The 21,869-nt window shown below is 42.9% G+C and carries 23 protein-coding genes and 3 other annotated features; of the genes, 20 read left to right on the top strand and 3 right to left on the bottom strand.

The window, feature by feature from the left end; translation table 11 throughout:
* Positions 1-431: 431 nt before the first annotated feature.
* The 6 genes from ACFSCZ_RS06445 (at position 432) to thrS (ending at position 7,828) form a co-directional block, all read left to right on the top strand.
* Entirely contained in the window at positions 432-1,460 is a 1,029-nt protein-coding gene (locus tag ACFSCZ_RS06445; protein WP_380772986.1) for a glyceraldehyde-3-phosphate dehydrogenase, read from the top strand.
* Between the two features lie 349 nt (positions 1,461-1,809).
* On the top strand, positions 1,810-2,268 hold the full coding sequence (gene nrdR / locus ACFSCZ_RS06440) for a transcriptional regulator NrdR (RefSeq protein ID WP_380772985.1): 459 nt from the start codon (positions 1,810-1,812) through the stop codon (positions 2,266-2,268).
* 13 nt (positions 2,269-2,281) lie between these two features.
* On the top strand, positions 2,282-3,718 hold the full coding sequence (locus tag ACFSCZ_RS06435; RefSeq protein WP_380772984.1) for a replication initiation and membrane attachment family protein: 1,437 nt from the start codon (positions 2,282-2,284) through the stop codon (positions 3,716-3,718).
* Entirely contained in the window at positions 3,705-4,640 is a 936-nt protein-coding gene (gene dnaI / locus ACFSCZ_RS06430) for a primosomal protein DnaI (RefSeq protein ID WP_380772983.1), read from the top strand. The genes ACFSCZ_RS06435 and dnaI overlap by 14 nt, the downstream gene beginning before the upstream one ends.
* Before the next feature lie 115 nt (positions 4,641-4,755).
* Positions 4,756-5,559 carry a putative sporulation protein YtxC gene (locus tag ACFSCZ_RS06425; RefSeq protein WP_380772982.1) on the top strand — a complete coding sequence of 268 codons (804 nt, stop codon included), beginning with the start codon at positions 4,756-4,758 and terminating at the stop codon, positions 5,557-5,559.
* A 58-nt stretch (positions 5,560-5,617) separates the two neighbouring features.
* Positions 5,618-5,847, top strand: a binding site (T-box leader).
* Between the two features lie 49 nt (positions 5,848-5,896).
* Entirely contained in the window at positions 5,897-7,828 is a 1,932-nt protein-coding gene (gene thrS, locus ACFSCZ_RS06420) for a threonine--tRNA ligase (protein ID WP_380772981.1), read from the top strand.
* A 504-nt stretch (positions 7,829-8,332) separates the two neighbouring features.
* Here thrS and ACFSCZ_RS06415 read toward each other — a convergent pair.
* The gene (locus ACFSCZ_RS06415) at positions 8,333-8,881 is read right to left on the bottom strand and encodes a YusW family protein (RefSeq protein WP_380772980.1); all 549 of its coding nucleotides are present in this window, start codon (positions 8,879-8,881) and stop codon (positions 8,333-8,335) included.
* Between the two features lie 203 nt (positions 8,882-9,084).
* Positions 9,085-9,229, top strand: a sequence feature (ribosomal protein L20 leader region).
* 82 nt (positions 9,230-9,311) lie between these two features.
* Between ACFSCZ_RS06415 and infC the strand changes: the two genes are divergently transcribed.
* The 6 genes from infC to ACFSCZ_RS06385 all read left to right on the top strand — a co-directional run bounded on the left by infC (position 9,312) and on the right by ACFSCZ_RS06385 (position 12,443).
* Complete coding sequence (gene infC, locus ACFSCZ_RS06410; protein WP_380772996.1) at positions 9,312-9,854, top strand: translation initiation factor IF-3; 543 nt, start codon at positions 9,312-9,314, stop codon at positions 9,852-9,854.
* Positions 9,855-9,875: 21 nt separating this feature from the next.
* Positions 9,876-10,076: a 50S ribosomal protein L35 gene (gene rpmI, locus ACFSCZ_RS06405; RefSeq protein ID WP_380772979.1), complete on the top strand. Its 201-nt coding sequence runs from the start codon at positions 9,876-9,878 to the stop codon at positions 10,074-10,076.
* Positions 10,077-10,102: 26 nt separating this feature from the next.
* On the top strand, positions 10,103-10,456 hold the full coding sequence (gene rplT, locus ACFSCZ_RS06400) for a 50S ribosomal protein L20 (RefSeq protein ID WP_380772978.1): 354 nt from the start codon (positions 10,103-10,105) through the stop codon (positions 10,454-10,456).
* A 309-nt stretch (positions 10,457-10,765) separates the two neighbouring features.
* Complete coding sequence (locus tag ACFSCZ_RS06395; protein ID WP_380772977.1) at positions 10,766-11,341, top strand: TVP38/TMEM64 family protein; 576 nt, start codon at positions 10,766-10,768, stop codon at positions 11,339-11,341.
* Between the two features lie 236 nt (positions 11,342-11,577).
* Complete coding sequence (locus ACFSCZ_RS06390; protein ID WP_380772975.1) at positions 11,578-11,895, top strand: PadR family transcriptional regulator; 318 nt, start codon at positions 11,578-11,580, stop codon at positions 11,893-11,895.
* A complete protein-coding gene (locus ACFSCZ_RS06385; protein ID WP_380772974.1) occupies positions 11,895-12,443 on the top strand; it encodes a DUF2812 domain-containing protein in 549 nt (182 codons plus the stop codon). The genes ACFSCZ_RS06390 and ACFSCZ_RS06385 overlap by 1 nt, the downstream gene beginning before the upstream one ends.
* A gap of 47 nt (positions 12,444-12,490) precedes the next feature.
* On the opposite strand, the gene ACFSCZ_RS06380 is transcribed toward ACFSCZ_RS06385, so the two are convergent.
* Positions 12,491-12,889: a sigma-w pathway protein ysdB gene (locus ACFSCZ_RS06380; protein WP_380772973.1), complete on the bottom strand. Its 399-nt coding sequence runs from the start codon at positions 12,887-12,889 to the stop codon at positions 12,491-12,493.
* A 141-nt stretch (positions 12,890-13,030) separates the two neighbouring features.
* On the opposite strand from ACFSCZ_RS06380, the gene ACFSCZ_RS06375 reads away from it, so the two are divergent.
* The 4 genes from ACFSCZ_RS06375 to ACFSCZ_RS06360 all read left to right on the top strand — a co-directional run bounded on the left by ACFSCZ_RS06375 (position 13,031) and on the right by ACFSCZ_RS06360 (position 15,757).
* Positions 13,031-13,522: a dUTP diphosphatase gene (locus tag ACFSCZ_RS06375; protein WP_380772972.1), complete on the top strand. Its 492-nt coding sequence runs from the start codon at positions 13,031-13,033 to the stop codon at positions 13,520-13,522.
* Between the two features lie 94 nt (positions 13,523-13,616).
* Positions 13,617-14,702, top strand: coding sequence for a M42 family metallopeptidase (locus ACFSCZ_RS06370; protein ID WP_380772971.1), 1,086 nt, complete (start codon positions 13,617-13,619; stop codon positions 14,700-14,702).
* A 219-nt stretch (positions 14,703-14,921) separates the two neighbouring features.
* Positions 14,922-15,089 (top strand): type 1 glutamine amidotransferase family protein, encoded by a 168-nt coding sequence (locus tag ACFSCZ_RS06365; protein WP_380772970.1) that lies wholly within the window; start codon positions 14,922-14,924, stop codon positions 15,087-15,089.
* A gap of 218 nt (positions 15,090-15,307) precedes the next feature.
* Positions 15,308-15,757, top strand: a complete 450-nt coding sequence (locus tag ACFSCZ_RS06360; RefSeq protein ID WP_380772969.1) for a small multi-drug export protein — start codon at positions 15,308-15,310, stop codon at positions 15,755-15,757.
* An 87-nt stretch (positions 15,758-15,844) separates the two neighbouring features.
* Here the strand turns inward: ACFSCZ_RS06360 and sspI are convergent, their stop codons facing one another.
* Entirely contained in the window at positions 15,845-16,060 is a 216-nt protein-coding gene (gene sspI, locus ACFSCZ_RS06355) for a small acid-soluble spore protein SspI (RefSeq protein ID WP_380772968.1), read from the bottom strand.
* A gap of 102 nt (positions 16,061-16,162) precedes the next feature.
* Between sspI and ACFSCZ_RS06350 the strand changes: the two genes are divergently transcribed.
* From ACFSCZ_RS06350 to ACFSCZ_RS06335, 4 genes are all read left to right on the top strand, one after another.
* A complete protein-coding gene (locus ACFSCZ_RS06350) occupies positions 16,163-16,921 on the top strand; it encodes a TrmH family RNA methyltransferase (RefSeq protein ID WP_380772995.1) in 759 nt (252 codons plus the stop codon).
* A 43-nt stretch (positions 16,922-16,964) separates the two neighbouring features.
* Positions 16,965-17,193, top strand: a binding site (T-box leader).
* A gap of 86 nt (positions 17,194-17,279) precedes the next feature.
* Complete coding sequence (gene pheS / locus ACFSCZ_RS06345) at positions 17,280-18,317, top strand: phenylalanine--tRNA ligase subunit alpha (RefSeq protein ID WP_380772967.1); 1,038 nt, start codon at positions 17,280-17,282, stop codon at positions 18,315-18,317.
* A 16-nt stretch (positions 18,318-18,333) separates the two neighbouring features.
* Positions 18,334-20,751, top strand: a complete 2,418-nt coding sequence (pheT, locus tag ACFSCZ_RS06340) for a phenylalanine--tRNA ligase subunit beta (protein WP_380772966.1) — start codon at positions 18,334-18,336, stop codon at positions 20,749-20,751.
* A 230-nt stretch (positions 20,752-20,981) separates the two neighbouring features.
* On the top strand, positions 20,982-21,839 hold the full coding sequence (locus tag ACFSCZ_RS06335) for a cytochrome c oxidase assembly protein (RefSeq protein ID WP_380772964.1): 858 nt from the start codon (positions 20,982-20,984) through the stop codon (positions 21,837-21,839).
* Positions 21,840-21,869: the final 30 nt, after the last annotated feature.

Here is a 21,869-nt window from a genome sequence, read left to right as displayed (position 1 = left end):
CGCAGCTGAAGGCAAAGAACGCCTTCATTCTGCGCTCGTCTTATGCTTGTCGGGGCTGAGCCAGGCGCTTCCGCTTTTCGAGTGTCCAGCTGCAGCGCCTAGCCCCTCGAGGTCATAAGCCAATCGTAGCTGAAGGCAAAGAACGCCTTCATTCTGCGCTCGTCTTATGCTTGTCGGGGCTGAGCCAGGCGCTTCCGCTTTTCGAATGTCCAGCTGCAGCGCCTAGCCCCTCGAGGTCATAAGCCAATCGCAGCTGAAGGCAAAGAACGCCTTCATTCTGCGCTCGTCTTATGCTTGTCGGGGCTAGCCAGGCGCTTCCGCTTTTCGAATAAAAGTAAACATTTTCATCTTTCTTTTTTTATGAATTATGTTATACTATTTACGACCATACGAAATTTAGTATAACACTATATAGGGGGCTCCCGGTTATTATGAAGGCTAATGTTGCAATTAATGGTTTTGGCCGTATCGGCCGCATGGTATTTAGAAAGGCGATTATGGAAGACCGTTTCAACATTGTAGCGGTTAATGCCAGCTATCCAGCAGAAACACTTGCCCATTTAATTAAGTATGACACAACTCATGGAATTTTCGAAGCAGATGTACAGGCAAAAGAAAATTCTTTGGTCGTGAATGGCAAAGAAATAAAATTATTAAGTAACCGTAATCCTCAGGAACTTCCTTGGGGAGAATTGGGTATAGATATTGTCATTGAAGCAACAGGAGCATTTAACTCCCGTGATAAAGCTGCGTTGCATCTCGAGGCAGGGGCAAGAAAAGTTGTTTTGACGGCACCTGGTAAAAATGAAGATGTAACGATTGTCATGGGTGTAAACGATAAAGCCTTGGATATCGATCAACACGATATCATCTCTAATGCATCCTGTACAACAAACTGTCTTGCACCGGTTGCCAAAGTGATTGATGACGAATTTGGCATCGAAAATGGTTTGATGACAACTGTTCATGCATACACAAACGATCAAAAGAATCTTGACAATCCGCATAAAGATCTTCGTCGTGCTCGTGCATGCGCACAATCCATCATCCCTACAACTACAGGAGCTGCCAAAGCATTGGCATTGGTTTTACCGCATTTGAAAGGCAAACTTCACGGAATGGCCTTGCGTGTACCTACTCCCAACGTATCTTTAGTTGACCTTACTGTAGATGTGAAGCGCTCAGTGACAGTCCAGGATGTCAATAAAGCTTTTGAAACAGCAGCAAACGGCCCATTAAAAGGAATTTTGGATTTTACTACGGAGCCGCTTGTTTCCGTGGACTTCAATACAAATCCTAATTCTGCCATTGTGGATGGCCTTTCCACGATCGTTATGGAAGACACTAAATTGAAAGTACTCGCTTGGTATGACAATGAGTGGGGCTATTCTTCCCGCGTAGTTGACCTTGTTTCGTACGTAGCATCCTTACTGGATAAAAAAGAAGCAAAAGCTGGTTAATTCATAAAAGGGACCCATCCAATGTTTTTGGAGGGTCCCTTTCTTATGACCCGCCTCATTCAGAGCTGGAGTGCGCTTCCCCAATCATTGAATCCTCTGATTTGAGTCCACCTGTCCTTTCTCTTCATACGGGGGATCCCCATTACAACAGTATAGGTTCAGGATTTACAGTATTCCGGTCATCTCAGCACATGAGACATCGACTGTAATCCTAGTGTGGTTTTTTTCAGTTACATTAGGTTCCAGAGCAGCATCAGGAGTGTTCCTTTCATCCAGTTTTCCCCTTTTTCTTTCCCACCCTTTTACTGTATAATGAAATGAAGCAAACACCTGAACGGAGCTGAAAAAAATGAGATGCCCTTCATGCAGTCATAATGGTACGCGTGTCGTGGATTCAAGGCCTGCAGACGAAATGAGGTCAATCAGAAGAAGGCGTGAGTGTGAAAAATGTTCCTATCGATTTACCACTTTTGAACGTGTGGAAGAGATGCCGCTGATTGTCATTAAGAAAGAGGGAACCCGTGAAGAATTCAGCCGTGATAAGATTTTACGGGGGTTAATTCGTGCCTGTGAAAAACGGCCTGTGGCCTTGGAACAGCTGGATGCCATTACAAATGAGATTGAAAGAGAATTGCGTAATATGGGGCAGGCCGAAGTAAATTCAGAAGCAATTGGAGAAATGGTGATGGATAAACTTGCCAAAGTGGATGAAGTGGCATATGTCCGATTTGCTTCAGTATATAGGCAATTTAAAGACATCAATGTGTTTCTGGATGAATTGAAAGATTTAATTAAAAAAGAACAGTGAAAGTGTGTTTGGCTTGAAACAATATTGGAATGAAGTACAGCCTGTAGATGGTTTTTATGCAGTAATGAATGGCCAAATTTCTGATCATGACAAGAAAATCATTTCTTTTTTATATCAGCCTTTAATGGGGGTTCTCTCCACGAATCTATATACAACCCTTGCCTATATGGTGGAAGAAAGCCGCCTTTGGTCAGAGGAATGGAATCATTATCAATTAATGGATCTGTTGGGGATGAACTTGGATGAGATATTCCAGGCCCGGTTAAAGCTGGAGGGAATGGGATTATTAAAAACTTTTTTGAAGGAAGAACCAGATCATCGATCTTATATCTATGAGTTGCAGCCGCCATTATCGGCCGAACAGTTTTTTACAGATGGGATGCTGAATATTTATTTATATCAGCAGCTGGGGCACACCCATTTTTCAAAGTTAAAAAGGATTTTTTCAGACGCGGCTGTCAACAAAGAAGAGTTTTCTGAAGTGACCCGTTCCTTTCAAGATGTGTATACATCCATGAACGTGAGGGCACTGAAAAATGCGGAAGGCCAGGAAGCCAGTCTGCCAGATTCCCAGATGAGATTTATACACCGTGAGAGGCCTGAACCTATACATATTTATGAAGACCAATTCCAGTTTGATTTGTTTTTTTCCGGATTATCTGCCGCCATGGTTCCACGGAGAGCTTTTACTGAAACAGTCAGGGATACAATCGTCAAACTCTCTTTTTTATATTCTATTAACGAGATAGATATGCAAAAAATTGTCCTTTCCAGCATGACTCCAGATGACCAAATTGACTTGGATGAATTAAGAAAAGCAGCCAGAGACTGGTATCAATTAGAAAATGGGGACAAGCTGCCACAGTTGGTCTATCGGCACCAATCTCCCATGTACCGTGACATGGTCAGTCCGGGAGAAACAAAGGAAAGCAAACTGATCTTTTACTTGGAAACGACCTCTCCCCGCCAGCTGTTAATTGACCTTTCCGAAGGGGCTCAGCCGGCTGTTTCCGACTTGACTGCGGTGGAGGAAGTTATGCTTGGCCAGCAACTGGAACCGGGAGTCATGAATGTGCTGATCCACTATGTCATGCTAAAGACTGATATGAAACTATCCAAAAACTATATGGAAAAGATTGCGTCTCATTGGGCACGAAAAAAAGTAAAAACGGTCAAAGAAGCAATGGAATTGGCAATCAATGAGCACCGCCAATATCAGAAATGGGCCGCAGATAAAAAAGAAAGCGGACAAAAGCGCCGGAAGCCCATACGGACCGAGAAACTGCCGGACTGGTTTATTATGCAGGACCAGGACCAGGAATCCCCCCCACCCCAGCCACAAGCGGTACAAGCTGTAAACCAGCAGGATTTTGAAGAAAGAAAAAGAAAATTAGAAGCCATCCAAAGAAAATATCGGAAAAACGGAGGTGAAAAAGGTGGAGAGCATTAATCAAACGATGCAAAAGCTGTATCAGACACCCGAATTCCGCAATAGATACGAACAGTTAAAGCAGGAAGTACTCGAAAATCCTGATATCCGTAAGTTTTTGGAAAGTCATCGTCATTTGGTAACCGATCGAATGATCCAAACTCATTTAATGAAACTGTACGAGTACATCTCACAGTCCAAAAATTGCAGTGACTGCCCGGGCCTTTCCCGCTGTGTCAACATGATGAAAGGCTATGAACCGTCCCTTGTTGTTTCACAGAACCAGATTGACATTCATTACAGGCCGTGCCGGGAAAAACGCATAGACGATGAAAGAAGGAAAACGAAAAAGCTGATCAAAAGTTTTTATATGCCAAAGGATATCTTGCAGGCATCCTTTGCTGATTTCGCATTAGACAGTGAGGGACGACTGGACGCATTTGAATATGCTGAGCACTTTGCAGCCGGATATGAGCCAGGAAAGAGTTTAAAGGGGCTGTATTTATACGGAGAGTTCGGTGTGGGTAAATCGTATTTGCTGGGCGCAATTGCGAATCAACTTGCGGAAAAAGGCATCCCTTCACTCGTAGTATATGTCCCTGAGTTTTTGCGGGAAATGAAACAGTCGGTAGGCGATCAGACCCTGAATGAGAAATTGGATACCGTAAAAAAATCTCACGTACTCATGCTGGATGACATAGGGGCTGAAGCAATGTCCAGCTGGACGAGGGATGAGATTCTTGGTTCTATTATGCAATACAGAATGCATGAACAGCTCCCGACCTTTTTCACATCAAATTTTGATTTTGGCGGTTTAGAACATCATTTAACTTATACACAAAGAGGCGAGGAAGAGAAAATGAAGGCTCGCAGACTCATGGAGAGAATTAAATTTTTGTCCATCCCGATTAAATTGGGAGGTCCCAACCGGAGACACCAATAATATACAGCACCCAATGACGTGGGGTGCTTTTTTTGTTTCCTTGGTTATAGCCCGGACATCCTTCCCATATATATGAAACAGGAGAGGAAAGTGTGGCTCAAAGGGGGAACCGGTTGTGGACATCCTATTTACCAGTGAAGAAGAAGCAGTACAGCTGCAAAATTTTTTACTCAAAAACGGCTTTGAACAACCTTTTTCTAAAGAACAGGGATTTTTTGTCTTTTCATTTCCAAAAGAAGGTTTAACTTATATAGATGTATTAGGCCAATTTATTATTCAGGTGAAAAGAGGTGAATTTCTTCACCGGATACTTTTAGAAAGTTTTTTTTATGAAAGCAGGGAAGAGCGAAATCAAATCATAGATATCGTGACCGCTATGTTTAACGGGAACAGAAAAGAGTTAACTTCGATGACAGGACAAGTGAATGAATCAGAAATGGTACAGGAAGCGATCTTATCTTTGCTTCGTTCAACACGATCCATTCATTTTGACACATTGGTCACCTTCAGGCTTAAAGAGTATAAACAGGCCTTAATTAAATACCTTCATGTGGCTATCGATGAATATAAGATGGAGCAGGATTATCAAATGTTTATTCAGATGCTCCGGGATTATTTAAAGCATCGTCCTCCGATCAAAAGGCAAGTCCACCTTTATATCGACGACGGGGAGATTATTTTCTATGATGAACATTTCAAGGAGATGGATAAGGAATGTGTGATGAATATGGTGGACCGCCGGCTGCTTGCGAATCATCCGGTTTATATTGATTCAGCTGTAATCGCACCGCTTCTTTCAATGGCTCCTGAAAAAATCCATCTGTTTACCTCGCAGGAAGAGAAGCCGCTCATCCGCACACTCGTAAACATATTTGAAGAGCGGATGGTCATCTTGCCTTCACAACATTCAGTCGAATAAATGAAACTCTTGATTTTCATTGGTGAACGCACTATAATACGTACATAAATGAAATAAGGTAAAAGTTATGAAAAGGACAAGAGTATTCATTTACGGTTTACAGAGAGGGAAGGCCTGCTGAAAGCTTCCTAACACGAATTGAATGCTTACCACCTTTGAACTCCATCCATGAACTATCAAGTAGTGGATGGCGGACCCTCATCCGTTATGTAAATTCCAAGTCATAAAGCAGCACGGCTGCTTTGTGTAAATTAGGGTGGAACCACGTGTGTACAGCTCGTCCCTTCGTCAGGGACGGGCTTTTTATATTTAACGATAGAAAAAGGAGTAGATTCGTATGTCTGATCAAATCCAAATTACTTTTCCGGATGAATCTGTTAAAGAATATCCCCTCGGTACAACAACCGAAGACATTGCAGCTTCTATCAGCCCGGGGCTGAAAAAAAACGCTGTTGCCGGGAAGTTTAATGGTCATATGGTTGACCTTAGAACTCCCCTTAAAGAAAATGGTGCAATTGAAATCATTACAGCCGACAGCGACGAGGCACTGGAAGTTCTTCGCCACAGTACGGCCCATTTAATGGCCCAGGCGGTTTCTCGTCTTTATCCGCGGGTGAAATTTGGAGTGGGTCCTGTCATCGAAGGCGGATTTTATTATGATATGGACCTCGAACAATCATTGACTCCGGACGACTTGCCTGCCATTGAAAAGGAAATGAATAAAATTATTAACGAAAATCTGGAAATTGTACGGAAAGAAGTAAGCAGAAATGAAGCGAAAGAGCTTTTTGCCCATGATGAGTATAAACAGGAATTGGTTGATGCGATTCCGGAGGATGAAAAAGTAACGATTTATGAACAAGGCGAATTTTATGACTTATGCCGGGGCGTTCATGTTCCTTCTACAAGTAAAATTAAATTTTTTAAGCTTCTGAGTATTGCGGGTGCCTATTGGCGTGGAGACAGTGACAATAAAATGCTACAGCGTGTCTATGGAACAGCCTTCTTTAAAAAGAGCGAGCTGGAAGATCACTTAAAGATGCTGGAAGAAGCCAAAGAACGGGATCACCGCAAGCTTGGAAAGGAGCTCAGCTTATTTACAAACTCCCAAAAAGTGGGGCAGGGTCTCCCGATCTGGCTGCCAAAGGGTGCTACCATCAGGCGGATCATTGAACGCTACATTGTCGATAAAGAAGTGGAGCTCGGCTACGACCATGTATATACATCTGTCTTGGGGAGTGCCGACTTATATAAAACAAGCGGTCACTGGGATCATTATCAAGAGAACATGTTTCCTGTGATGGACATGGACAATGAACAGCTCGTTTTGCGTCCGATGAACTGTCCTCATCATATGATGGTGTACAAAAACGATATTCACAGTTACCGCGAGCTTCCGATCCGGATTGCGGAGCTAGGCACGATGCATCGCTATGAGATGTCGGGGGCATTATCCGGACTTCAGCGGGTTCGCGGCATGACGTTGAATGATGCCCATATTTTTGTGCGTCCTGACCAAATTAAAGATGAATTCATCCGCGTGGTTGAACTAATTCAGGAAGTATATAAGGATTTCGATCTGAAAGACTACTCGTTCCGTCTCTCCTACCGTGATCCTGAAGATAAAGAAAAATATTTTGATGATGATGAAATGTGGGAGAAAGCCCAGTCCATGCTAAAAGAAGCAATGGATGAAATGCATTTGGATTATTATGAAGCTGAAGGGGAAGCGGCTTTCTATGGGCCTAAGTTGGATGTTCAAGTGAAGACAGCCCTGGGCAAAGAAGAAACCCTCTCCACAGTTCAGCTGGACTTCCTGCTTCCGGAAAAGTTTGATTTAACCTACGTGGGCGAGGACGGCAAGCAGCATCGCCCTGTCGTCATTCACCGTGGAGTTGTTTCAACGATGGAACGTTTTGTCGCCTTTTTAATTGAGGAATACAAAGGCGCATTCCCTACTTGGCTGGCACCTGTTCAAGTCCAAGTGATTCCTGTATCACCGGATGCTCACTTTGACTATGCCAAACTTGTGACAGATGAGCTGAAATCACAAGGGTTCCGTGTAGAAATGGATCAGCGCGATGAAAAAATCGGCTATAAAATCCGTGAAGCGCAAATGCAAAAAATACCATATATGCTTGTTGTCGGAGACAATGAAGTAAGTGCAGAGTCCGTGAACGTTCGGAAATATGGTGAGAAAAAGACAGAAACGGTTCCTTTGAAAGAATTTGTCACACGTCTTCAGGAGGAAGTAAAAGCATATAAGTAATGGGTGGTATAGGGATTTTTGAGGGAGAGTCCATTTTAGTAAAAAAACTGTGTAAGCCTTGATGGGTGTATTTCATTTATGCAGAAGCAGGGTACCAGGTTCCTGAGAAATCCACTTGCCCGGATAAAAGGTGAAGGCATTTTGGGAAGGATTGAGGCCAAGAAAGGTTCAATGAGCCCAAACTACGAGCCTGGGCTGTGAAGAGGGCGCCAAGAAAGGATAAAGTCCATATGGTCCTGAAAAGGTAACATATCACGGAAATGCATCCCCGAACGAGGTCCCAATTTCCATGGAAGGTAACACGTCTTGGAGATGCGTGCCTGAATAAGGTGCATTAGCCAGGTCAGGGCTGGCCCCGTATTTGCATTCCGGAGGTCTGCCATGTAAAATATCAAATCATCGATCATGTCCGGTTATCAATGAAGCCAGCCTGATCATTGATGAGGAGCTCCAATAAAAAACCAGGTGAGGGAATTAGCTCTTCACCTGGTTTGTTTATTTCCATCATTTTTTGTCTTCAAACTCTGCTTCTGTTCCATCTTTCAACGTATATTCCAATTCAAAGGAAGTATAATCATCGTCTAATTGGAAGCTTTCAAGGATTTGCCGGATGGCATCTTCTTTAGAAGTATTCTCATCCAGTTGAACATCCTGCAGCAATGTGTATAAGGTTTGGAATGCTTCAACGCCCTCCAGCTTCTTATCGTGGACAGAGTCCTTCAAAATTGCACGGTACTCGGCTTTTTCTTCATCCTTTAATTCATATACAAAATCGTATTCCATATCCGGAGAATATTCGATATCCAGATCAAAATCTTTATATGGGAACTGCTCCACAAATTCCTGATCATCCGGGTTATTATTGTTAACATTGCCGCCATCCGATTTATCAGCGCTGTCGGATGTTTGAATCAGTTCATTATTGTCATTATGCTTTTCGTCCGGGGCAACCATTTGCTCTTTGGGATGGTTGTCGATGGATGGATCATCCGAGCAGGCAGCCAGTCCGAAAGCAAATAAAGGGATTGAAATGGAATATATCCATTTTTTCATAGGTGTTAACCTCCTCATTTCAGTTCCAGTATTTATAAAAAGTTTTACCCAATACCATTAAAATAAACATTTTACAAAAAAACGTTGCTGGTTGACTACAATTTTGGTATGATAAAAAACGTTGCAAACTATGCTTCCTCTTTGCTGTGTTTGACATTGAAATGTTTACATGCTAGACTATATAAGGTAAAATGAATACTTGTTTGTGTAAGAAGGAGCTGCCCGCTTCTCGCCTGTTTGACGCATCAAGCTGTTGACAGGTTATGATTGAATAGCTTATATAATCCACACCTGGGATGGGTGTGGTTAAAGGCGGGTCTCTTTTGCGGCCCGTCTTTTATTTTTGGGCTGTAAAGTTAAAGATAGGCGAAAAGAATGATGTTGAGTACGGAACAAAGTTCAGCCCTATTTTTACTCAAACGCAGTATTCCTGAAAATACCTTGGAGGTGGCTAACTATTAGCAAAGATGTGTTTGTGAATGAAGGCATTCGTGCCCGTGAACTTCGTCTCATTGATCAGAATGGCAATCAACTGGGAGTAAAGTCCCGGAATGAAGCATTGGACATTGCTTCCCGTGCAAATCTTGATCTTGTATTGGTTGCGCCGAACGCAAAACCCCCGGTAGCCAGAATCATGGACTACGGAAAATATCGTTTTGAGCAGCAAAAGCGGGAAAAAGAAGCACGGAAAAACCAAAAAGTGATCAATGTGAAGGAAGTTCGATTAAGTCCTACAATTGATGAGCATGATTTTAATACAAAGCTCCGCAATGGACGAAAGTTCCTTCAAAAAGGGGACAAAGTGAAAGCATCTATCCGCTTTAGAGGACGTGCGATTACTCATAAAGAAATCGGCCAGCAAGTATTGACACGTTTTGCCGATGAGTGCAAAGACTTGGCGACTGTCGAGTCCAAACCACGAATGGACGGCAGAAGCATGTTCCTTGTATTGGCACCGATTAATGAAAAGTAATGGTTTGAGGAGGAAATTCATATGCCAAAAATGAAAACACACCGCGGCGCGGCAAAACGTTTTAAAAAGACTGCCTCTGGCAAATTGAAACGTTCACATGCGTATACAAGCCACTTGGCCGCAAATAAATCTACTAAACAAAAACGTCAACTTCGCAAATCTGCTATCGTTTCCAAAGGAGACTTCCGCAGAATTCGTCATTTATTGGATAACATTAAATAATTTAGGAGCACTAGGAGGGAAATCATATGCCACGCGTAAAAGGCGGAACAGTTACCCGCAGACGTCGGAAAAAAGTATTAAAATTAGCCAAAGGTTATTATGGTTCTAAACATACATTATATAAAACAGCTAATCAGCAGGTCATGAAATCATATATGTATGCTTACCGTGACCGCCGCAATAGAAAACGTGAATTCCGTAAGCTTTGGATTACACGTATCAATGCAGCAGCACGCATGAACGGACTTTCCTACAGCCGTTTAATGCATGGCTTAAAAGTTGCAGGCATCGAAGTAAACCGCAAAATGCTTGCAGATCTTGCTGTTTCTGATGAAAAAGCTTTTGCAGAACTTGCAAATAAAGCAAAAGCAGCTCTTTAATCTTAAAAGCGAGGTACCCCGGCCAGCATAGCTGACACGTCAGCAAAGCCCCAGGCTTCATAGCACCCGCGTGATTCTTTAATAGCATGGCAATGGGGAAGGTCCAGAAGAGTACTCCTTCCCCTGCTTCAACTGGCTTGTGATCTTAAGGGATCAGGCGCAAAAGCTGGACGTATAACTAATCAATGTACTTCATCATAAAAAGCCGCTCTCCACTTTTGGAGGAGCGGTTTTTTTTCTTAAGAAATGGCCCCTTGTCATAACAAAGGTCTGAATCTAATAGGATATAAAAGAAAGCAGGTGATCATCTTGAGTGAACCGTTGCTTGTGATGCTTTCGATTATGCAGGGGAGCGGCCCGTTAGCCCCATTGATGTTTATTTTATTTCATGTCGTCAGGCAGTTTACCTTCATTCCAGTTGCACTCGTTTGTATGGCAGGGGGTATGCTGTTCGGCAGTATTCTTGGCACGCTTTATTCGATGACCGGATTATTGCTATTATCTGCTCTTTTTTATTTTGTTATTAGAAGAATTCCGCGTACGTATCAAAAACTCATGAACATAAAACATCGGTGGTTTGGCCCCCATACCAAAATGACTGTGGGTCAGATTGCCGTATTGCGACTGATTCCATTTTTTCATTATCAATTACTGAACCTCTGTCTATTGGAAAGAAGGCCTGATTTTCGAGGATTTATAAAAGGGTCTGTAGCCACAAACTTGCCCTTGGCATTTTTTTATACAGTATTCGGCGAATATATTACTCAATTTTCCGCAGAAATTGGAGTATTGATCATTCTTGGGTTATTAATCTTATTCTATTTGCTTCGTGAAAAAATGGTCATTATGAAATGGCATGATTTTTTTTCCCACAAATCTCTCTGAAGGATTCATTGACACCGAGGCGGCAATCCATTTGAACCGCTTTTTTTTATTAGAAAAAGCCATGTAACTGATATGGCTTCAATAAAACGCACAAAATGACGATGTTAATGCCTTTCGGGAGAAATAGCCATATAAATCACAATGGGAATTGTGTAAAATAGTTATTGAGAGATATATCATTTTATGATATATTTTTAATTAGATATATCACTAAGTGATATAAAGGAGCGTTAAAATTGAAATCTTTGGAACAACTTACAGACTCTGTATTCTATATCATGGCTGCCCTGACGGAACCAAGACATGGCTATGCCGTCATGAGCTTAGTTGAGGAACATACGAAAGGGGCATTTGTAATCGGGCCGGCTTCCCTTTATACCATTATTAAAAAGCTGCTGAATGAAGAGTTGATCATGCCGCACGCTGACTGGGATTCAAGGCGCAAAGTATATGTATTAACTGAAAAAGGGAGAACGGTATTAAAGGAAGATATTGCCCGTCGAAAAGCCATGATTGAATTGGCAGAAAAAGGTCTGGCAGGAGGGAAGGAATAATGGCACCTACAAAATATTTAATGTCAAACGGCCTTGCTTTTTCCGAAAACAAAGACATGGAAAAGTTACGAAAAAAAGCTTTAAAGGGCTGGAATTTGAAAAAATTTCGTTTTATGGGTTATGAACTGGAAAAAGGTGAATGTGAAGACGTCATTTTCAGTATCGATTACCGGAAGCTGCAGCCAGGTGAACAGGTGGAGTACTTCGATATGTTCTCAGATTCCGGTTGGGAGCATGTTTGTTCAAGTCATGACATGCATATTTTTAAAGCAAAGAAAGGAACAATACCTATATACAGTGATGTAGAAACAAGCAGGGATAAATTGGAGCGTCTGGGAAAGCCTGTTCAGGCGTATACAGTCTTCATGCTTGCGTTGACGGTAATTTTGTGGACTGCGATGACCCTTGCGTCCGGATTTGTCCAGACCATCGTGGAATGGATTTTTCTAACATCCGTAGTCCTTGCAGTACCAGCCATCATGACAACCATGGCGATTACCTATCATAAATGGAAGAATAGGAGAAAATATAAAATGCAGCAGGGATAGGGGACGGGGCATACTCCTGTCCACCTACCCTTTTTTGGTGTCTCTATTTATACCTTATTGTTTCTGTTTTTTTCAAGCAATTCTTTAATGGGGCTTTTCCAGTCAATGACAGCATTAGGATACCTGAGCTTGACTTCATTTTCGATATACATAAAATCCTCGTAGCTGAGTCCCTGCAGTAAATCAGGGTTATGGGGAAATATAAATATGGAGACTACTTCAAATGCTCGATCGGTGGTCCCTAAGTACTTCTCGCCTTCAAACAGGACTCCCTCATACGTGACCAGAAAATTTTTCCGTACATTATCGGGCTGATCATAAAAGAAATATTTCTTTTGTTCATGCGCGCTTTCCAGTTTCCTTTTGGGATCCAGTATAAATTTGACGGCTAAGTAAAAAAGATAAATGATTAAAGCCAATATAACCAGTCTAAAAAATAATATCATGGCAAGCCCTCCAATACATAAATCTCCCTATCAACTCTACGGACAATCAGGATAAAAGGTTTCAACTTTGTTATAATTTTTTATGAGAAGTTGATGCAACCCAAGTTTGGTGGATTGCAAACGGCTAAAGGAGTGAGGACAGTGACATTAAAAGAATGGTTTGCGATGCAGCATGAGTTGGATAGCTACATAGAAAGGGAGCATGAGCTCCAAGGGGAAGATCTGTTTGAGAAGAAATTGCTGGCCCTTTTAGTTGAAATTGGAGAGCTGGCCAACGAAACAAGATGTTTTAAATTCTGGAGCAAAAAACCACCTGCCCCGAGAGAGGATATATTGGAAGAATTTGTGGACGGCATCCACTTTATTTTATCCCTTGGATTGGAGCTGGAGTTTTCAGACCGCGAAATCTCTTTAGTTTCCCAGGAAGCCAACGAAAATTTGGACCGCAGTTTTCTGAAAGTATTCAGGCTGGCAGGGGACTTTAGACAGTCAAAATCAGCCAAGGATTATGAAGAGCTTTTCCGGCAATATATGGTGTTGGGACAAACACTCGGTTTTCAGCTCGATGAAGTGCAGGAAGCGTATAAAAAGAAAAACGAAGTGAATTTTAAGCGCCAGCAAGAGGGTTATTAGAGGGGGCCTGCGCATTTTTTGTGATTAGATTCTCATATGTTTATAATGAATACATGCATGAAAAAATTGTAAATTAAAAAAGTGAGGGATGAATATGCCTAAAATGGATGACACGCTGAAGATGTTAAAAGATCTGACCGATGCAAAAGGGATTCCCGGCAATGAGCGCGAACCCCGTCAAGTCATGAAGAAATACATAGAACCATATGCGGACGAAATTGAAACGGATGGTTTGGGAAGTTTAATCGCGAGAAAAACCGGCGATGAGTCAGGCCCGAAAATAATGGTGGCTGGCCACTTGGATGAAGTAGGATTCATGATCACTCAAATTGACGACAAAGGGTTCCTGCGCTTTCAAACAGTCGGAGGCTGGTGGAACCAAGTGATGCTTGCCCAGCGTGTTACGATTGTTACTTCTAAAGGAGAACTTACAGGTGTAATTGGATCCAAGCCCCCGCATATCTTGTCTGCTGAGGCCCGCAAAAAACCTGTGGATGTAAAAAATATGTTTATTGACATTGGGGCGTCCAGCAGGGAAGAAGCCCAGGAGTGGGGAGTCAAGCCGGGAGATATGGCGGTTCCTTATTTTGATTTCACAGTAATGAACAATGAAAAAATGCTTCTGGCCAAAGCCTGGGATAATCGGATTGGATGCGCGATCGCCATTGATGTACTAAAGAATTTAAAAGGTGAACAGCATCCCAATACTGTATATGGCGTTGGTACTGTCCAGGAAGAGGTAGGACTGAGGGGCGCCAAGACTGCAGCAAATAAAATTCAGCCGGATATTGCTTTTGCCGTTGATGTCGGAATAGCAGGAGATACGCCGGGCATTTCCGATAAAGAAGCGCTGGCAAAAATGGGTGACGGGCCGCAAATCATTATTTATGATGCTTCTATGGTATCTCATAAAGGATTGCGAGACTATGTAACTGATATCGCTGACGAACTTGATATTCCTTATCAGTTTGATGCCATGGCCGGCGGTGGAACGGATGCAGGTGCTACTCACCTGACCGGAACAGGAACCCCGTCGCTTGCGATAACGATTCCTACCCGTTATATTCATACCCATGCTGCCATGCTGCATCGTGATGATTTTGAAAATGCCGTTAAGCTGATCACTGAAGTGGCCAGAAGGCTGGATAAGGAAACGATGGAAAAGATTATTTTTGATTAATTGAATGAGTCGATTTTTTCTAATGGACATGGCCATTTTAGCCGTGTCCATTTTTTTATGGGTTTTAAAAGGCGGTGAAGAAGGGAAAGTGCCTTCTACCCTTTTTTTCAAGGGCTGTCATACTTGTTAAATATTCAAAAAAATTTCCTTGCCGCATCGCTCTCCAGTACGGTTTAAGCTGGTCTGTATGACGGGATCATCCTTGTCGGCGGCAAGGGATTGTTTAAGATAAACGCTGTAGAGTTTGTCAATGACACGTATAAGCACTACAAGACTATAGGTGTGACAAAGGGTGGTTCAGACCTTTTCGAACAATTCATGGGCGGAGAAGGGTCCGGGTATCATCTCATCTTGGAAGACGAACACGGGAACTTCGAAATTTATTGATTGATTCAATTTACAGCATTACTCCCGGGAAATTAATTTTGAGCCACAGCTGTCCCAACAAGCCCTATACAGTATCAGGGAGAGGAAAACCAACGTTTCCTCCGCCCGATTATCTGTCTCCTTGCTTTGAATGCAAAGGCCGATGGTTGCCTTTTTTCTTTTCAAAAAACATATTTTCTTGTATTGTCAAAAGGAAGATATAAATAAAGGAGATTAGTATGGGGCAATTATGGGAATATATCCTTGTGTTTCTTTTGGCTGCAGTGCCATGGATTGAAATAGCTGCTGTCATTCCGCTTGGCATCATCCGTGGTTTGCAGCCGGTGCTTGTTGTTATTCTAGGATTTACTGGAAACTTACTCACAACCGTTATGGTCATTTTTTTATTTGAATCCATTAAAAACTATCTTTTTAAAAAAGGAAAAAGAGAAGGTAACGGCAAAAGGCAAGCACGGGCAAAGAAAATTTGGAATCGATACGGACTCCCGGGACTTACTTTGCTGGGCCCGGTTTTGATCGGTATGCATATCGCGGCATTTATCGGAATGACTCTTGGGGCATCCAAAGGCTGGACTCTTCTTTGGACGGTGATCAGCCTGTTTTTATGGTCAATAATTTTTGGTGTGGCAGCTTATTACGGAGTAGAGGCTTTTAAAGTATTCCTTTAAGAAGTTCAGCCAAGACTGACATTACCCATACACCTGCGCATCAAAAATCCGGAAAATCAGTTTTGAATTGATTTTCCGGACATCCTTTTAGCCTTGTTGTTGCAAGCCGCTTTCGAGGTTGTCAAGCATCATGCTCTTTTCCTGCTCATCTGCATTTTTCCAAATCACTTCAAACAGCACTCCCAAACCCGGCAAATACTTTTCTTCCCTTTTTTGCATGGCATCAATAATTGTATCCCGCAATTGATCCTGGTTATTGTCCGATACATTGTGAATAACTGCTCTTCTAATATTAAGATCCATAACGTCTGACTCCTTTACAAAGATTCTTTTGTTAGCTTTTCGCAAATCGGCCGATTTATGTATAATAAATACAGAAGATCCTGAAAGGAATTGGATTCGATGATGGATGAACTTCAGTCCGCGAAAAATCAGCGGGTGAAAGAATGGAAAAAACTTCTTACAAAAAAAGGGAGAGAGCAAAGCGGGAAATATATCGTGGAAGGAATCCATATAGTGGAAGAGGCACTTTTGGCTGACAAGGTTTTGGAAGTTATGCTACAGCGGAATGTCCATGCAGAATATATGAATCGGATACACTCGGTGCCGGTTACATCTATTTCACCGGAAATCAGCCGTGCCATCTCGTCTACAGAAACTCCGCAAGGAATATTTGCTGTCTGTAAAAAAAATTCAGACCACATTGACCTCAAGCGTCATCGAAAGCTACTTTTGTTGGACGGGGTCCAGGATCCCGGGAATATCGGGACGTTGATCCGAACAGCCGATGCAGCAGGAATCGATGCGGTAATCATGGGAGAAGGAACAGGGGATGTATACAATCCAAAAGTGATTCGATCTGCTCAAGGAAGCCATTTTCATGTACCTGTTCTATCGGGTCATTTGCCGGGTTGGATTCTTCAGCTGAAAGCTGCAGGGATCCCCGTATACGGAAGTGCCCTTGAGAAAGCCGAACCCTATATGAATGTCGGGCCTGCCGATTCATTTGCCTTAATTGTAGGTAACGAAGGAGCCGGAATGGATCCAGCCATACTAAAGGAAACTGACCAAAATTTATTTATTCCGTTATATGGTAAAAGTGAGTCCCTTAATGTAGCCGTAGCTGCCGGCATTTTACTGTATCATTTAAGAAAGCCGATTTGAAATTATTTTCGGGAACGTCTATAATGTGATTAACTTAATATGGTGAATGACAATGATGGAGAAAAGTAGCCGGAGGAAACTTACAGGGAAAAAGTGCCGTGACTGCAAGCACTTTTAGTGAAAATCCAGGTGAAGTTCACCTCCTGAGTCGGCATCGGGACCGCTGTGGGAATCCATGGCGTAAAGATGCACCGGCTGTGCCGTTATGACAATGAAGTGAACATGATAAATGTTAATAAGGGTGGTACCGCGACCATAGCCTCGTCCCTTTTGTGGGGGCGGGCTTTTTTATTGTCTTTATATCTGGAAGCACAGGCCATATATGACCAAACTTTATAAAACGCAAGGAGGAACAGACATGGAGCAAAAATTAAAGGAGCTGGAGCAGCAGGCACTTGATGCGGTTGAAGCAGCTTCCGGCTTAAAAGAATTAAATCAGGTCCGAGTGTCTTATTTAGGGAAAAAAGGGCCGATTACCGAAGTTTTAAGGGGAATGGGCAAACTGTCCGCCGAAGAACGTCCAAAAATGGGGGCATTGGCCAACAAGGTCCGAGAAACGATTGCCGAAGCCATCGAGACTAAGAATCATGAATTGGAACAAGCTGCTGTCCTTAAAAGGCTTGAGGAAGAAACGATCGATGTTACTCTTCCGGGAAGGCCCGTCACAATGGGAAACCGCCACCCCCTGACAAAAATCATAGAGGAAATCGAAGATTTATTTATCGGGATGGGCTTCCAAATTGCAGAGGGACCTGAAGTTGAACAGGATTACTATAATTTTGAAGCCTTGAATTTACCTAAAGGCCACCCTGCCCGAGATATGCAGGATACTTTTTACATTACGGAAGAACTGTTAATGCGTACACATACATCTCCAGTTCAGGCTCGTACAATGGAGAAACATCAAGGTAAAGGGCCTGTCAAAATTATTTGTCCCGGAAAAGTGTACCGCCGTGACAACGACGACGCCACCCACTCTCACCAATTCATGCAAATAGAGGGGCTTGTCGTTGACGAGAATATTACAATGGGTGATTTAAAAGGGACGCTTGAATTGTTTGCAAAGAAAATCTTCGGGGCTGACCGGAATGTTCGTTTCCGCCCAAGCTATTTCCCCTTTACAGAGCCATCCATGGAAATGGATATCTCTTGTAAAATTTGCTATGGAGAAGGCTGCCGCGTTTGTAAACAAACAGGTTGGATAGAAGTATTGGGATCCGGTATGGTTCATCCAAGAGTATTGGAAATGTCCGGTTTTGATCCGAAAAAATACACAGGTTTTGCCTTTGGAATGGGCCCGGACCGTATCGCTATGCTGAAATACGGAATTGATGATATTCGTCATTTCTATACCAATGATGTTCGTTTTCTTAAACAATTCGCTGTTCAAGAATAATTCGGGAGGTTAGCACATGTTAGTTTCATATAAATGGCTGCAGGATTATGTAAATGTGCAAGACTTGACTGCGGCTGATTTGGCAGAAAAAATTACTAGAACAGGTATCGAAGTGGATGGAATTAAACAAATAAGTGCCGGGATCAAAGGGGTGGTTGTCGGTGAAGTGCTTGAATGCAGCCAGCACCCCCAGGCGGATAAACTAAAAATTTGTAAGGTGGATATCGGTGAAGGGGAACCCGTCCAAATTATTTGCGGCGCCCCGAATGTGGCCAAAGGCCAAAAAGTGCCTGTGGCTAAATCCGGAGCGGTTCTTCCCGGCAATTTCAAAATCAAAAAAGCTAAACTCCGCGGGGAGGAGTCCAACGGGATGATTTGCTCGCTTCAAGAGCTGGGGATCGAAGGAAAGCTGGTTCCCAAGGAATTTGCTGACGGTATTTTTGTATTCCCGGAGGATGTTGAAGCGGGAGAAGATGCCCTGTCATTATTGAACTTGGATGATGAAGTACTGGAGCTGGATTTGACCCCAAACCGTGCAGATGCGCTCAGCATGCTGGGAGTTGCCTATGAGATAGCTGCTATCTTGAGTGAAGATGTCCGGCTGCCTGAAGTTTCCGGTGAAACATCCAATGAGAAAGCATCTGATTACATTTCTGTAAAAGTAGAAGCTGTTCAAGAGAATCCTTTATATACAGCGAAAGTGATCAAAAATGTAAAGATCGGCCCTTCCCCATTATGGATGCAAGCCCGGCTGATGTCAGCGGGGATCAGGCCGCACAATAACGTTGTAGATATTACAAACTATATTTTGCTTGAATACGGACAACCGCTCCATGCGTTTGATTATGACCGCTTCGGTTCAAAGGAAGTCGTTGTCCGTATGGCTAAAGAAGGCGAAAAAATAACCACCCTTGATGACACTGAACGCACGCTGACTTCTGATCAGCTTGTCATTACGAATGGCATGGTCCCAGTGGCTCTTGCCGGTGTCATGGGTGGAGCCGATTCAGAAGTTAATGATGATACAACTACTGTTCTATTGGAGTCAGCCTACTTTACAGGCCCGCCGATCAGGAGTACATCCAAATACCACGGCTTAAGAAGTGAGGCAAGCAGCCGATATGAAAAGGGTGTTGACCCGAGTAGGGTGAGGCCGGCTGCGGAGCGTGCAGCACAGTTGATGGCTAAATATGCAGGCGGTGAGGTCCTCGATGGAATCGTAGAAGATGACCATTTAACCACTGAACCGGCTATCGTATCTATATCGCTGGCGAAGATTAACCGAGTTTTGGGGACTGATATCACGGTCGCTGAGGCAGAGAAGATTTTCGCAAGGCTGAAATTTGAGGTAACTGTTGAGGAAGATGTATTGACGGTTACTGTGCCTACACGCAGGGGAGATATTGCCATTGAGGAAGATTTAATTGAAGAAGTCGCCAGGTTATACGGTTATGACCAACTGCCGACTACACTTCCAAAGGGGACGGCAACACCCGGCGGGTTAAGTAAGATTCAGGAAAAACGCAGAGCGGCCAGAAGTTTTTTGGAGGGGGCAGGCCTTTACCAGGCAATCACTTACTCCTTGACAAGTGAAGAAAAAGCGTCCATGTTTTCCATTGAGAAACGACCGCCCGTCACACTTTCCATGCCCATGAGTGAAGAGCGAAGCCGCCTAAGGCTGAGCCTGGTTCCGCAAATGCTTGAATCGATCTCATATAACGTGGCACGAAAAAATGAAGCAGTCGCTCTTTATGAAATTGGTTCAATTTTTTTAAATGAAGGGGAAGGTAAACAGCCCGAAGAAAGGGAGCATATTGCCGGTGCAATGACAGGTTTATGGCTGGACCATACCTGGCAGGGGGAGAAAAAGCCTGTTGACTTTTATGTAGTAAAAGGAATTTTGGAAGGCTTATTCCAAAAGCTGGGCCTGGAAAAAGAAATTTCCTGGCAGGCGGCTCAAATAGAAGGCATGCATCCGGGACGAACAGCGGAAGTGTTGTTTGCAGGCAAAGTAATTGGTTTTGCAGGCCAAATTCATCCTAATCTACAGAAAGAATTGGATGTCAAAGATACTTTTGTTTTTGAAATACAAGCGGATCCCATTTTTGAATATGATGTTCCTTTATTACAATATGTGCCAATCCCTCGTTATCCATCAATTACACGGGACATCGCACTTGTCGTTGATCAAGATATAACGGCAGCGACCCTGGAATCTGTTATTCGGAAGGCTGGAGGAACATTGCTCAAAAGCGTATATGTTTTTGACGTATATGAAGGCAAAAACATGAAAGACGGAAAGAAATCAATCGCGTTTTCATTAACCTATGCAGATCCTCAAAGAACCCTTACGGATGATGAAGTGGTGAAAAAGCACGATAAGGTGCTGGCTGCACTGAAAGACCAAACAGGTGCGGAGTTACGCAGTTCATGAGCTAACCAATCACATCAATGAATGATCTTTAGGCCAAATCAACTATGATTTGGTCTTTCCTTATGATTGAGAATAAAGACATGGACAACTTAGAATAGTATGGTGAGAGGTCATCATTGTGGCAATATTTATAGTTCATGCAGGTTTAAGAAGGATTTTTCATAAAATGTGATAAAATATAATGCAAAGTCTAAGGGACTCGTCATTGAAATAAGGGAGAGGGGATCGCCTTGAATTTGGATGTGTTGAGTACATATACATGGTATGAATTGTGGAATCCGGCAGCTTTTATCATGATTGCGCTTATTTCTTTTTTCTATGCGAAGAAAGTCATACATTCTCCCAATTATACGGTGACAAACAAGCAAAAATTATATTTTTATTTGGCTGCCATCTCTTTGTGGATGATCAAAGGAAGCCCTGTAAAGCTAGCTGCAGATCATTACTTATTCAGTGCCCATGTCATTGAATTAATGACAGTGTTATTTATTGTTATGCCGTTATTTCTTTTAAGTATGCCTGTAACTTGGACAAGGCAAATTTTTTGGAATCACCGACTGAAGCTGGCTATTAAACTGTTCGGTTATCCATGGCTTGCAGCTGTGCTGTTTAATGGAGCATTAACAGCTTACTTTTTACCGGAATTGTTCAATGTCATCCAACAAAATCTGATTCTGTCGGTAATCAGCCAACTGTTTCTGTTGGTGACAGGATTTCTGATGTGGTGGACGATCATTATGCCGGTCCCTGAAATTAGCAGGTACTCTTATTTTACAAGAGTTGCCTACGTTTTTTTAAATGCCGTCCTTCTCATGCCGATTGGAATTTTTCTCCTGGTCGGCATTAGTGAAATCCATTATACACACTACGCATCCGTGGCAGGGCAGCTGTTTCCGGCTTTGACAGCCGCCTATGACCAGCAGCTCGGAGGCGGAATATTGAAAGGGATACAATTGACGAGTTACGGATTTGCTCTCTTTACCTTGATAAGCACGTGGAGCAAAAAAGAAGATGAGCTCGAAGGACAGGTTGATGACAAGAACGTACGCGTTGTCCAGGGAGTAGTTGTCCATTTGCCGAAAAAATAAACCGTTGCTGGGGAGCATCGCCAGCAGCGG

Source organism: Siminovitchia sediminis, from assembly GCF_042680885.1.
GTDB lineage: Bacteria > Bacillota > Bacilli > Bacillales > Bacillaceae_C > Siminovitchia > Siminovitchia sediminis.
Note: the sequence above shows the minus strand (reverse complement) of the source record. Positions and strands in the feature narration are given on the sequence as shown.